The sequence below is a fragment of the Pseudomonas sp. BF-R-30 genome (assembly GCF_019956175.1).
GTDB lineage: Bacteria > Pseudomonadota > Gammaproteobacteria > Pseudomonadales > Pseudomonadaceae > Aquipseudomonas > Aquipseudomonas jessenii.
The window spans coordinates 180,598-193,062 of the sequence record NZ_JAHBDE010000022.1 but is presented as its reverse complement, the minus strand read 5'-3'; the positions used below and the strand labels follow the sequence as shown (position 1 = coordinate 193,062).

14 protein-coding genes are annotated in these 12,465 nt (G+C 60.2%); 4 read left to right on the top strand and 10 right to left on the bottom strand.

Annotated features, from left to right (window positions below):
- The 3 genes from ngg to KGB20_RS13595 all read left to right on the top strand — a co-directional run bounded on the left by ngg (position 1) and on the right by KGB20_RS13595 (position 3,493).
- Positions 1-1,749, top strand: coding sequence for an N-acetylglutaminylglutamine synthetase (gene ngg / locus KGB20_RS13605; RefSeq protein ID WP_223532512.1), 1,749 nt, complete (start codon positions 1-3; stop codon positions 1,747-1,749).
- A gap of 125 nt (positions 1,750-1,874) precedes the next feature.
- The gene (locus KGB20_RS13600) at positions 1,875-3,065 is read left to right on the top strand and encodes an osmoprotectant NAGGN system M42 family peptidase (RefSeq protein WP_007973683.1); all 1,191 of its coding nucleotides are present in this window, start codon (positions 1,875-1,877) and stop codon (positions 3,063-3,065) included.
- Between the two features lie 200 nt (positions 3,066-3,265).
- Positions 3,266-3,493, top strand: a complete 228-nt coding sequence (locus KGB20_RS13595; protein WP_056727184.1) for a YheU family protein — start codon at positions 3,266-3,268, stop codon at positions 3,491-3,493.
- 5 nt (positions 3,494-3,498) lie between these two features.
- Here the strand turns inward: KGB20_RS13595 and csrA are convergent, their stop codons facing one another.
- The 3 genes from csrA to KGB20_RS13580 form a co-directional block, all read right to left on the bottom strand.
- Complete coding sequence (gene csrA, locus KGB20_RS13590) at positions 3,499-3,684, bottom strand: carbon storage regulator CsrA (RefSeq protein ID WP_154860296.1); 186 nt, start codon at positions 3,682-3,684, stop codon at positions 3,499-3,501.
- A 154-nt stretch (positions 3,685-3,838) separates the two neighbouring features.
- Entirely contained in the window at positions 3,839-4,171 is a 333-nt protein-coding gene (locus tag KGB20_RS13585) for a YnfA family protein (protein ID WP_223532510.1), read from the bottom strand.
- 64 nt (positions 4,172-4,235) lie between these two features.
- Complete coding sequence (locus KGB20_RS13580; protein WP_057713747.1) at positions 4,236-5,051, bottom strand: SDR family oxidoreductase; 816 nt, start codon at positions 5,049-5,051, stop codon at positions 4,236-4,238.
- 277 nt (positions 5,052-5,328) lie between these two features.
- Here KGB20_RS13580 and KGB20_RS13575 point away from each other — a divergent pair, with 277 nt between their 5' ends.
- A complete protein-coding gene (locus tag KGB20_RS13575) occupies positions 5,329-5,487 on the top strand; it encodes a DUF3309 family protein (protein WP_172435350.1) in 159 nt (52 codons plus the stop codon).
- A 57-nt stretch (positions 5,488-5,544) separates the two neighbouring features.
- Here the strand turns inward: KGB20_RS13575 and KGB20_RS13570 are convergent, their stop codons facing one another.
- From KGB20_RS13570 to KGB20_RS13540, 7 genes are all read right to left on the bottom strand, one after another.
- Positions 5,545-7,638, bottom strand: coding sequence for an LTA synthase family protein (locus KGB20_RS13570; RefSeq protein WP_150812229.1), 2,094 nt, complete (start codon positions 7,636-7,638; stop codon positions 5,545-5,547).
- Positions 7,639-7,975: 337 nt separating this feature from the next.
- The gene (locus KGB20_RS13565) at positions 7,976-8,581 is read right to left on the bottom strand and encodes an START domain-containing protein (protein ID WP_150812228.1); all 606 of its coding nucleotides are present in this window, start codon (positions 8,579-8,581) and stop codon (positions 7,976-7,978) included.
- 96 nt (positions 8,582-8,677) lie between these two features.
- Positions 8,678-8,932 (bottom strand): YkgJ family cysteine cluster protein, encoded by a 255-nt coding sequence (locus KGB20_RS13560; protein WP_057713744.1) that lies wholly within the window; start codon positions 8,930-8,932, stop codon positions 8,678-8,680.
- Between the two features lie 166 nt (positions 8,933-9,098).
- A complete protein-coding gene (locus KGB20_RS13555; RefSeq protein ID WP_223532508.1) occupies positions 9,099-9,578 on the bottom strand; it encodes a translation initiation factor 2 in 480 nt (159 codons plus the stop codon).
- Between the two features lie 80 nt (positions 9,579-9,658).
- The gene (locus KGB20_RS13550) at positions 9,659-11,098 is read right to left on the bottom strand and encodes a PLP-dependent aminotransferase family protein (RefSeq protein ID WP_007973699.1); all 1,440 of its coding nucleotides are present in this window, start codon (positions 11,096-11,098) and stop codon (positions 9,659-9,661) included.
- 201 nt (positions 11,099-11,299) lie between these two features.
- Entirely contained in the window at positions 11,300-12,112 is an 813-nt protein-coding gene (locus tag KGB20_RS13545; protein WP_223532506.1) for an OmpA family protein, read from the bottom strand.
- A complete protein-coding gene (locus tag KGB20_RS13540) occupies positions 12,109-12,465 on the bottom strand; it encodes a DUF4398 domain-containing protein (RefSeq protein ID WP_056727192.1) in 357 nt (118 codons plus the stop codon). The genes KGB20_RS13545 and KGB20_RS13540 overlap by 4 nt, the downstream gene beginning before the upstream one ends.

Here is a 12,465-nt window from a genome sequence, read left to right as displayed (position 1 = left end):
ATGAAACCTCACGCCACGGCTTTCAGCCAACGCCTGTTGCGCGGCCAGTCGCCCTCCTACGAACGCTTGCAGGCACGTCTGGCCGAGGATGGCAGTGAACTCGGCGGGGCGCCGATTGCCGTGCATTGCGGCTGGGGACGCTTGCTGATCGGCCACACCTTTGCCGATGCCGCGAGCCTGGCCGGGGAGTTGCTCAACGAGCAGCCCGGCGAGCGGGACATTGCCCTGTACGTCGCCGCGCCCCAGCAAGTACTGGGGCTGGAGCCGACGCAGCTGTTCCTCGACCCGTCCGATACCTTGCGCCTGTGGTTCAGCGACTACCGTCAGGCGACCCGGGTGTTTCGCGGTTTCCGCATTCGACGCGCGCAAAGCGATGCCGACTGGCAGGCGATCAATCAGCTGTATCAGGCCCGCGGCATGTTGCCGATCGATGCCACCCTGCTGACGCCGCGCCATCTGGGCGGCCCGGTGTACTGGCTGGCCGAAGACGAGGACAGCGGCGCGGTCATCGGCAGCGTCATGGGCCTCAACCACCACAAGGCCTTCAACGACCCGGAAAACGGCAGCAGCCTGTGGTGCCTGGCGGTCGACCCGCATTGTGCGCGGCCGGGTGTCGGTGAAGTGCTGGTGCGGCATTTGATCGAACACTTCATGAGTCGCGGGCTCGCCTGCCTCGACCTGTCGGTGCTGCACGACAACCGCCAGGCGAAAAACCTTTACGCCAAGCTCGGGTTTCGCAACCTGACGACCTTCGCCATCAAGCGCAAGAACGGCATCAATCAGCCACTGTTTCTCGGGCCCGGCCCGGAAGCCGCGTTCAACCCCTACGCGCGGATCATTGTCGAAGAAGCACACCGTCGTGGCATCGATGTGCACGTCGATGACGCCGACGCCGGGATGTTCACCCTCAGCCATGGCGGGCGCCGGGTACGCTGCCGTGAATCCCTGAGCGACCTGACCAGCGCCGTCAGCATGACCCTGTGCCAGGACAAAAGCCTGACCCACAAAGTGCTCAAGGCAGCAGGGTTGAACCTGCCGGCGCAGCAACTGGCGGGTAACGCCGATGACAATCTGGCCTTCCTCGATGAACACCAGCGCGTGGTGGTCAAGCCACTGGATGGTGAACAGGGCCAAGGGGTGGCGGTGGATTTGCGCACCATAGAGGAAGTGCAGCAAGCCATAGAAGCCGCTCGCCACTTCGACAGCCGCGTGCTGCTGGAAAGTTTCCACGAGGGCCTGGACCTGCGCATTGTGGTGATCGGTTTTGAAGTGGTCGCCGCCGCCATTCGCCGGCCAGCCGAAGTGGTCGGCGACGGCCAACACTCCATCGGTGCATTGATCGAAGCCCAGAGCCGACGGCGACACGCGGCCACGGGCGGCGAAAGCAAGATCCCGCAGGACCAGGAAACCCTGCGCACCTTGCGTGCCGCCGGATACGACTACAACAGCATTCTGCCGGCCGGTGAGCACCTGTTCGTACGGCGCACGGCGAATCTTCATACCGGCGGCGTGCTTGAGGATGTCACGGCGATCCTGCACCCGACGCTGGTGGACGCCGCCGTCCGCGCGGCTCGGGCGCTGGACATTCCCATGGTCGGCCTCGACTTGATGGTGTCCGCCGCTGACCAGCCGGACTATGTGTTTATCGAAGCCAACGAACGGGCCGGGCTGGCCAACCACGAACCGCAGCCGACGGCGGAGCGGTTTGTGGATCTGTTGTTTCCGTACAGTCAGCCGGTGGTCTCTTAGCCATGTGTTGGCTGGGCTGATGCCATCGCGAGCAAGCTCGCTCCCACCTTTGATCGCGTTCCCCCTGTAGGAGCGAGCCTGCTCGCGAAGGCGGCCGTACAGGCGATAACCAATCAGGAGTTTCCATGACCAGCAAAATCCCCGAACCGGACCTCGGCTATCTGCAAAAAGTGCTGCTGGAAATGCTCGCCATTCCCAGCCCCACCGGGTTCACCGACACCATCGTGCGCTACGTCGCCGAACGTCTTGAAGAACTGGGCATTCCCTTCGAGCTGACCCGTCGCGGCACCATCCGCGCCACGCTCAAGGGCAAGAAGAACAGCCCCGACCGCGCCGTTTCCGCCCATCTGGACACCATCGGCGCGGCGGTGCGTGCAGTAAAGGACAACGGCCGTCTGACCCTCGCGCCCGTCGGCTGCTGGTCCAGCCGCTTTGCCGAGGGCAGCCGGGTCAGCCTGTTTACCGACAATGGCGTGATCCGCGGCAGCGTCTTGCCGCTGATGGCTTCCGGGCACGCATTCAATACCGCCGTGGATGAGATGCCGATCAGTTGGGATCACATCGAATTGCGTCTGGACGCCTACTGCGCCACCCGTGCCGACTGCGAGTCGCTGGGCATCAGCGTCGGCGATTTCGTCGCCTTCGACCCGCTGCCGGAGTTCACCGAAAGCGGCCACATCAGCGCCCGTCACCTCGACGACAAGGCCGGGGTGGCCGCACTGCTGGCGGCGCTCAAGGCCATTGTCGACAGTGGTGAAGAGCTGATGATCGACTGCCATCCACTGTTCACCATCACCGAAGAAACCGGCAGCGGCGCGGCGGCGGCGTTGCCCTGGGACGTCAGTGAGTTCGTCGGCATCGACATCGCACCGGTCGCGCCTGGCCAACATTCCAGCGAGCACGCAGTGAGCATCGCTATGCAGGATTCCGGCGGGCCGTATGACTATCACCTGTCGCGCCACCTCCTGCGCTTGGCCAGCGACAACGAGTTGCCGGCACGCCGGGACCTGTTCCGCTACTACTTCAGCGACGCCCATTCAGCGGTGACCGCCGGCCACGACATTCGCACCGCCCTGCTCGCCTTCGGCTGCGATGCCACCCACGGTTACGAGCGCACCCACATCGACAGCCTCGCCGCCCTGAGCCGCCTGCTCGGTGCGTACATCCTCAGCCCGCCCGTGTTTGCCAGCGATGCACAACCGGCCAAGGGCTCACTGGACCGCTTCAGCCATCAGCTCGAACATGACACACAGATGGAAAGCGATACACGGGTGCCGTCGGTGGACAGCCTGGTGGGGCAGCGGTCGGAGAGCTGATCCAGGATCTTCATTGCCTGGTAAACCGCTATCGTGAGCAAGCTCGCTCCCACACTCGACCGCATTCCCATGAAAGAACCCGGTCCCCTGTGGGAGCGAGCTTGCTCGCGATGGCGTCAGAGCAGACGACATCAAACCCCAGGCTAGCCGATACCGGTCATTCGCCGTAGCATCGCGCCATTGATCCAACCGAGGTGCCTATGCTGATCCCCCACGACCAACTTCAAGTCGACACCCTCACCCGCCTGATCGAGGATTTCGTGACCCGCGACGGCACGGACAATGGTGACGACACCCCCCTGGAAACCCGCGTATTGCGCGTGCGCCAGGCCTTGACCAAGGGTCAGGCACTGATTGTCTTCGACCCGGAAAGCGAGCAGTGCCAACTGATGCTCAAGCACGATGTGCCCAAGCATCTGTTCGACTGAAGTCTTCAGCGTCCCTTGGTTTTCGCCAGTTTGTTCTGGATGCGTTCGTAGATTTCACAGCGGTGCACATTGACGTCCTGAGGCGCCTCAACGCCAAAGCGGATGTTGTTTCCGTTGATCGCGAGAACGCGCACGGAAATGTTGTCACCGATGGAAATGGTTTCGCCCACAACGCGAGTGAGTACGAGCATGAGGAGTGTCCTTCAGGGGTTTCTGGCCCTTGAAGATGCCCGGCCCGCGGTACGCCTACAATGCTCCGACAGCAAACCAGACCGGACTGACAGCCCTTGACGCACACCACTTACGGAAAGGTCTGACAGATCGGTTGATTGTAGGGCCGATCTGTCAGGACGCGGAGAATCGCGGCCCGAACAGGATGATGCTCGCGCCGATCACGCACAGCGCCACGCCGAGCCAGTCCGAACCCAGCGGACGAATCCGCTCGACCACGGCCAGCCAGCCGATTGAGGCAACGATGTAGATGCCACCGTAAGCGGCGTAGGCGCGGCCGGCGTAGGTGGCTTCGATCCGGGTCAGCAGCAGGGCGAACAGGGTCAGACTCAGGAGCGCCGGCACCACCCACCATATGCTTTTACCCTGGCGCAGCCACATCCAGAAAGCAAAGCAACCGGCAATTTCGAACAGTGCGGCGACGAAAAACCACAGGTAATTAAGCATGCAAGCGTCTCGCGAGGATGGCCGATGGCGGCCACCCTAACCACAGCGTTGCCTGCGGGCAAGATCAGCTTGCGGATTGCCTGGCCTTGGCGCGCATTTTGTCGGCCATGGCGGTCATTTCGTTGTAGAGCAATTGCGGGTTCTTCTGCTTGATCGCCCAGGCCATGCGGCCCTGTTCGTGGGGCAGAATCATGAACTCGCCGGCGGCGACCTGCTGATAGATGTAGTCGGCGATGTCGGCGGCGCTGATGGGCGAGCTTTCCAGCAACTTGCCGACCTGGGCTTTCATGGCCGGGGTCGGGCCACGGAAGGAGTCCAGCAGGTTGGTCTGGAAGAACGACGGACACACCACATGCACGCCGACTTCCTGATGCGCCAGCTCGATCAGCAGGCTTTCGGACAACGCCACCACGCCCGCCTTGGCCACGTTGTAGTTGCTCATCGCCGGGCCTTGCATCAGCGCGGCCATGGACGCGATGTTGATGATCTTGCCTTTGCTTTTTTCCAGCAGTGGCAGGAAAGCCTTGCAGCCCTTGACCACGCCCATCAGGTTGATCGCGATCTGCCAGTCCCAGTCCTCCAGGGACAACTCACTGAAGAACCCGCCAGACGCTACACCCGCGTTATTGACGATGACATCGATGCCGCCGAGTTTGACCTCGCAGGCCTGGGCGAACGCTGTCAACTGGCTGTAATCGCGTACGTCGCAGCGCTGGATGAAACCATCGCCGCCCGCTTCGCGGACCAGCTTGAGGGTTTCCTGCAAGCCGGGCTCGCTGACGTCCGACAAAGCCAGTTGCCAGCCTTCACGCGCCCAGCGCAGCGCGATTTCGCGACCCAGGCCAGAGCCTGCACCAGTGATCATCATGCGATTTTGCATAGCAGACAGCCTTGTTGTTCTTGGAAGATGCACCGAGTGTAGCGAAGGAAATTGCCCGACCCACGCTCCATCAGATTGCTGAATGGCCCGAGCAAACTGCGGGAGCGTCTGACGCAATCAAGGCAACTACAAAAAATAAGAACCCGTGCGAAATACTTCAAAAAAACTTGGAATTTTCCTGCAAGCGCAAGAGTCCGAATTTTTAAGCAGCTCGAATTTACTTCATTCCCGCTGACCTTGATTGGCATGGTCAATCCACTGCATTTTCGACAAGGAAATAGACATGGGCACAATACTGATCATCATTCTGATCCTGTTACTGATCGGTGGTTTACCGGTCTTCCCGCACTCCAGAAGTTGGGGTTACGGCCCGTCCGGTATCATCGGCGTCGTATTGGTGGTGCTGTTGATCCTGCTCTTGCTTGGCCGAATATAAATATCCACCAGGCAAAAAAAAGAGGCCCTTGAAGGGCCTCTTTTCTTGCGTCACAACTTAGTCCGGCTTGCCATCAACAACACCGGCGGTGTTGTCCAGCAGGCTCTTGGTCGCTGTTTGCAGGAACGCTTCGAGCTTGAGTTTCAACTCGGCGGTACGCGGCGCATCAGCAATGACTTCGGCGCGAGGGTTGGCACCCAATTCATACTGATACAACTTCGGCGCCATGTCCTTGTCCTTCGGCAGGACCAGAATCTGGTCCGCGGTGAGGACGGCCGTGGTCTGCTCGCTGCCCGACGGCTTGATCACACCAATACCGGCGTCGCCTTCCGGCAGGTTGAGCAGGTCGCGTCCCCAGCACTGATGACGTACTTCGCCACCGATGCGGCCCATGATGGTCGGCACGATGTCGATCTGAGTGCCCACGGTGTGGTCACGCTGGCCGAACTTTTCCTGGATGCCCGGCGCGATCATCAGCATCGGCACGTTGAAGCGGCCCAGGTCCATTTCGGTGATCTGCCGTTCGTTACCAAAACCGTGGTCACCGACGACGACAAACAGGGTTTCCTTGAAGTACGGCTCCTTGCGGGCCTTTTCAAAGAACTGGCCCAGTGCCCAGTCCGAGTAACGCATGGCGGTCAGGTGTTCGTTCAGGTTGCCACGATCGGTCACGCGCTCGACCGGCAATGGCGTCGGCAAGGCGTAAGGCGTGTGGTTGGACAGGGTTTGCAGCAAGGCATAGAACGGCTTGCCGTTTTCCCGCGCCTTGAGCTCGACCAGGCCACGGTCGAACATGTCCTGGTCGGACACGCCCCAGGTCGGATCAGAGAACACCGGATTCACGAAATCGTTACGGCCGATGAAGTTGGTCATGCCCTGGTTGCTGAAGAAACCCGACTGGTTGTCCCAGGCGAAATCGCCGTTGTAGACATACACGTCGTCGAAGTCACGGGCGCTGAGCAACTGCGGCAGACCGGACAGCTTGTGGCTGCCTTCCGGAGTCTGCATCAGGTATTCGAAGCCAGGCAGGTTCGGGAAACAGGCCATGGTGGCGAACATGCCCTGGTGGGTATGGGTACCGTTGGAGAAGAAGCGGTCGAACAGCAAGCCTTCCTTCGACAGTTTGTCGAGGTAAGGTGTGATGTTGCCCGGCCCACCCAGCGCACCCACCGAGTGACCGGCCATGCTTTCCATCAGGATCACGACGACGTTCTTGATCGGCAAGGTCTTGTCGGCTGGCGGGGTGTAATCGCGACGTACCGCCGCGGTCTCGCCATCCACCAGTTTGTCATCCGCCATCACCAGCATGTCACGCACCACTTGCTGGGCTTGTGGCTGTGGCAGCGTGGCTTTCCAGATATTGTCGCGATCCTCGGACATCCGGCTCTTGGCGGCGGCGACCAGAGAAAGCGTACCGTTGAGACCCAACTGGTTGGCGAAGTTGGAATCTGTGGTGTAGACATCACCCCAGCGCATCGGCGGGCCTTGGCGCAAGGTGCCACGGGCCGCGACGACGCAGATCAGCAGGCAAACCACGAACACGCCAATGCGTGCATACCACGGCGCGACCTTGCGTGTGCCGATGCTGCCGCCACTGAACGGGCCACGAGGGCGGGTCGCACGGTCGGCGCCCTTGAATGCCATGCTCAGGATCACGGTACCCAGAGCCCACGCCAGCAGATAGCGGACCACCGGAAAACCATACCAGAGCATGCTGGCCACGGTTTTCGGGTCTTCCTTGACGTACTGGAAGACCAGGCCGTTGAGGCGCTGGTGGAATTCACGATAGAAGTCCATCTCCATCAGGCCCAGGAACAGCGCGATGCTGGAGACCACTGTCAGCCAGAGTCGGAACAGCCCGCGTGCCGCCATGGCCCGGGCGCTGAACAAGGCCAGCAGCAACGGAATACTGAGATAGACCACCAGGCGCAGGTCGAAACGCAGACCGTTGGCGAATGCCTCGAGGAAGGTCGAGGCCGGTGTGTCGAGGATCATCGAGCTGTTGTAAGCCAGCAGCGCGACGCGCAGCAGGCTGAACATGACCATCATGACCAGGGCACACAACAGCGTGTAGGCCAGATGCGATTTGACGGTCGGTTGCAGCAGGCGACTAGAAGCTCGCTGCTGACTCAGGGCGTCCGGGATTGCCATGTCGTTTTAGGACCCATTGGAAGTTGAAGTTTCAAAAATACAGCTGCGCCTTGCCCTCTTTTCGGCCCGTACCAGGCCTGGGGGTTTGCGCGGTGCGCAAATGTTGCACGATCAACGGCAGCATTGCCATTGATAACTACCCTCATCCCGAGTCTTTCATCCTGCATTCAGCCATACGCTGCGCGTTACGGGAGAGCTGGCGAATTGTCTTGGAGAGTGGGTGAAAATTTCGTGCAACGCATATCCGGAAACAAATTAAAACCTGAGCAGCGTTCAAAAAAGCAAACGCCCCGATCGAGTCGGGGCGTCACGAAGTCACCTCAAAAGAGTGACACATTTACTTCTCGGCGCGTTCCTTGAGGGCTTTCAAGGTATTGAACGGGGCGTCCACCACGAACTTGTTGGCCACCATCGACGGCACGCTGCCGCCCGGCTCGGTGTGCACCTGATAGGTCACTTCGATCTGGTCGCCCTTGGGTACGAACTTCCAGAAACCGTCGACCTTGGCGACCCGGACGAAGCCTTTTTCTTCAGGAATGTATTTCGGCACGCCTTCGAGCTTGCGGGTCAGGCTGCCATCGGCCCCTTCGATGGTGGTGATGTGCAACACCGAATCACGGGGAGTAACCGGCCACGGGGTGTTGAACTGAGTGTAGGTCCAGCTTTGCTCACCTTCGTGCTTGAGCAGCTTCTGGGTTTTGCATTCGTGAATCCAGGCGCAGGCTCCGGACACGTCTTCCTGCAATGCACGCAGCTTGGCCATGGTGGTCTTCATCAACGTGACACCCTGGTAGGCCTTGTAGTCGGAGCCGGCCACTTCACTCAGGGAGATCTTGATGCCGTCTTCGTCTTTCTTGACCTTCCAGTCTTCGGCCTGGGCCGTCGAGGTAGCCAGCACAACCGTCAAACCACACAGCACAGCCATACGATGCAGCGAACCCATAGTCTTATTCCTTATTGTTGAAGTTCCGTTCGTTGGGCTTGCACCTCCGATCACCTTCAGGTTTTTCGGAGGTGATCGCAGGTGCAAGCCCACACATCACGCCGCCGTCATTTGCTCCCACCAGCCAATCAACCGGATGGCTTCTTCGCTGCTGTTTCCGCACACCTCGGGGTCGGCCTCGAAGGCAGAACACACCGCCGGCCGTTCCGGCTGGCCGAAAATACTGCACAGGTTATCGGAGGAAAGTTGCAGGCAACGCTGCCCCGCGGCCTTGCCATTGGGCATACCGGGAATCGGCGAACTGATGGAAGGGGCAATGCAACAAGCGCCACAGCCCTCACGGCATTTCATGACGACAAGCTCCTCGCGACGAGCAATGTGTTAATGGACGGGGCACAGAGTACCCGTTAAAACAGTTGTTTTAAATTACCTGCGAGCGGGTTTTTCAACGCAAACGAGCATGACCGGCCAGTCTCCGACAAAGCGTCTGGCCTGCGGCTCGCCGATCCTGACGGGGTTACTGCTTGAACTCGAAATCCAGCGCCGCGCCTTCGACCTCGTGGCGTTCTTCATTTCGCAGTTGCAGCTGCATTTCGTTGCTGAGCAGGCGGCCGTTGAGCTGGAACTCGCTGTTGCCGCTTTTTTCACCGAACATCTGGGGTAACAACGGTTCACGCCTGACCAACGGCACCGTTCCGACCGGCTTGAGCTCTTGAACCATATCCTTGGGCAAGCTCAGATCCAGTTTGGTAGATGGAAGCTCGGTCTTTGCCACCTCGCTGGCCGGTTTCGATTTGGAGGCAATGGGCGGACGCTTTTTCACGGGCGTCGCCTGCTTATCGGCCACCGAGGCTTTTTTGACAGGTGCGGCTTCTATCGGTGCGACGTGGAAACTGCCGGTAGTCTGATCCTGCTCGGTAGCAGCCACGACGGATGCCGGCTGAATACTCGCAATCAGGCAGAGCAAAAGCCAGGCGGCAGGAAAAGTCGGTTTCATGTATCCAACGGTGGGTGCAAACGGCAGAGATGCATATGCTCGCCTGTTGCAGCCCACAAGACAAGCGCAGTCGCAGCCTGTTACAAACCGCCAGCCATCTCCTGGCAGAGTTGGGTGGCCAGCATGCCCAGGGTCATCAATGCACGCTCGGCCTCGCGGTTCCACGGGGTGCCGCAATTGAGCCGGATGCAGTGATTGAATTGCTCGGTATTACTGAAGATCAGTCCCGGCGCGATACTGATGCCCTGCTGCAATGCTCGCACGTGCAACTCTTGCGTGTTGACCCGCCCCGGCAGACTGACCCACAGAATGAAGCCGCCGGTAGGTCGGGTCATCTGCGTGCCTTCAGGGAAATACTGTTGCACGGCCAATTGGAAGGCACTGAGGTTTTTCCGGTACTCCTGACGGATGAAGCGCAAATGCCGGTCGTACCCGCCATTTTCCAGGTACGCGGCAATGCCCATCTGGGTCACGCTGCACGCAGAATGCGTACTGAAGGTCTGCAAGCGCTGGATTTCCTGCTGATACTTGCCGGCGATCATCCAGCCGATCCGCACGCCAGGCGACAGGGTCTTGGAGAAACTCGAGCAATAGATCACCCGGTCCAGCCGATCATAGGCCTTGAGAGACTTGGTGCGCCCCTGCTCGAACATCAGCTCACCGTAGATATCGTCTTCGACAATCTGGATATCGAAGTCCGACGCCAGGCGCAGCAATTGTTTCTGCCGCTCCTCCGGCATGGTGCCGCCCAACGGATTGCTCAGGCGGGTGGTCAGCACCAACGCCTTGATCGACCATTGGTTGGCCGCCAGTTGCAGGGCTTCCAGGCTCATGCCCGTGGCTGGATCACTGGGGATCTCGATGACCTTGAGCCCCAACAGGTCGGCCAGTTGCAGCAACCCGTAATAGGTCGGCGACTCGGCCGCAATCAGATCGCCCGGACGGGTCAGCACACGCAAGGACATCTGCAGCGCATCGACGCAACCGTGGGTGATCACCACTTCCGATGGATCGACCACCACGCCGGCATCGCGCATGCGGATCGCCACCTGTCGGCGCAACGGCTCGAAACCAGGGCTGAACATGTAGCTGAAGGCCCGCGGGCTATGGAAACGGGTGACTTTGGCCAATTGCTGATGCAGTGCCCGCACCGGCAAATAGTCGACACTCGGCACCGCAGCGCCCAGCGGGAAGACACCTTCACGACGGGACTCGACCAGGACTTGCTGAATGATGCTGCTGCGGGTGACCAGGCCGGGGCGCTCGACCCGGGCGATGTCCGGCGTCGGCGCGGTGAGTGCCGGCGTCTGGTGCACGTAGTAACCCGACTGCGGCCGGGCGCGGATCAGCCCCTGATCCTCGAGATTGGCATACGCCTGCAATACCGTCGCATGGCTGACATTGAGCTGCGAGCTCATCTTGCGCACCGAAGGCACGCGCTCCCCCGGCTGATAGACCCCACGGCGGATGTCTTCGGCCAGTTGTTGAGCAATACGTTGATAGAGCAAAAGATTGGTCATGACGCAGCACTCGATTTCACGGGCATTTTATTCTTGTGTGAAACAATACCGGAACAGTTTAGAAGTGTACGGGGACAGTTGCCACAATAGTCGACCGTACAGTGCAGTGTCAGCAAAATCTGTACTGTTTTGTGCGGTAATCGGCAGGCATAAAAAAACCCGGCACTGCATGGCAGGCCGGGCTTTCCAGCGACGCAACCCTTAGCGGGCAGCGCCGAGCTGGCCCTTTTCGTCGGAAAACACAATTTCCACCCGACGATTCTGCGCCCGGCCCCGTTCCGACGCGTTCGCGTCCACCGGATACTCGTCGCCATAACCCTCGACCTGGATGCGCTTGTCATCGATACCCAGGTCCATCAGCACGTCAGCCACCGATTGCGCGCGGTCGCGGGACAGCTTGAGGTTTTCCTGCTTGCCCCCGGTACTGTCCGTATAACCTTCGATCCGCACCACTCGCTTGGGGTTGAGTTGCAGGAACTGCACGATCTTCAACACCACACGGTTGGCCGACGGTTTCAATTCCGCTTCGCCGGTGTCGAACAGCATGTCGCCCAAGGTCATCACCAGACCGCGGTCAGTCTGGCTGGTCGTCAATGCCAGGATCTGCTCCTCGAGCCATTTGCCTTGCTGCTGCACGCTGAACAGTTTGGACTCACGCAATGCCAGTTGCAGACGCTGCCGTTCCAGTTCGAGTTTCGCCGCTTGCTCTTCGTTGAGCACCTGATTGGTGTGCTCCCGGGCAATGGCGCTGTAGCGCTGGCTCAGGTAGGCGTAATGCACCACGTCCGAACCGCTGCCCCAATAGCTGGACAGGCGATCGGCACGGGCCAGGGACTCACCGGCGCGAATCACGTCCTTGGGGGCGATTCGCAGCACATTGGAGTCTTCCTTGACCTTCTGAAAGTCGGCACCGGCCTGCTGCAACGCGGACTCGCTGTGCTGGCTGGCGCAGCCAAAGAGGCTCGCGCAGCCTGCCAGGATCAAACCGCCGAGGGCTTTGCTCTTGAGGTTCATTGGGCATCTCCCAGTTGCTTGCGCAGGCGGGCGATGCGGGTGTTGAGCACGTTCAACTGTTCCTCGCTCTTGGCCGTCAACACCTTGGCTTCAGCCAGGCGCGCATCGAGTTCGGCCTGTTCGGCCCGCATGCGTGCGTTTTTGAAGGATTGATCGGTCATGTTGCCCTTGGCGCGGTTGAACTTGTCTTCGGCCAGTTTCATTTCCGGCACATCGTCGGCGGTGGCGCCTACGGCCTTGGCCTGTTCGAGTGCCTGTTCGGTCAGGCGAATCTGTTCATTCGGCGCAGGATCGGTTGCACAACCCGCCAGGGCGGCAAAGGCCACGGCAGCGAAAAGAGGTCGAATACTCAC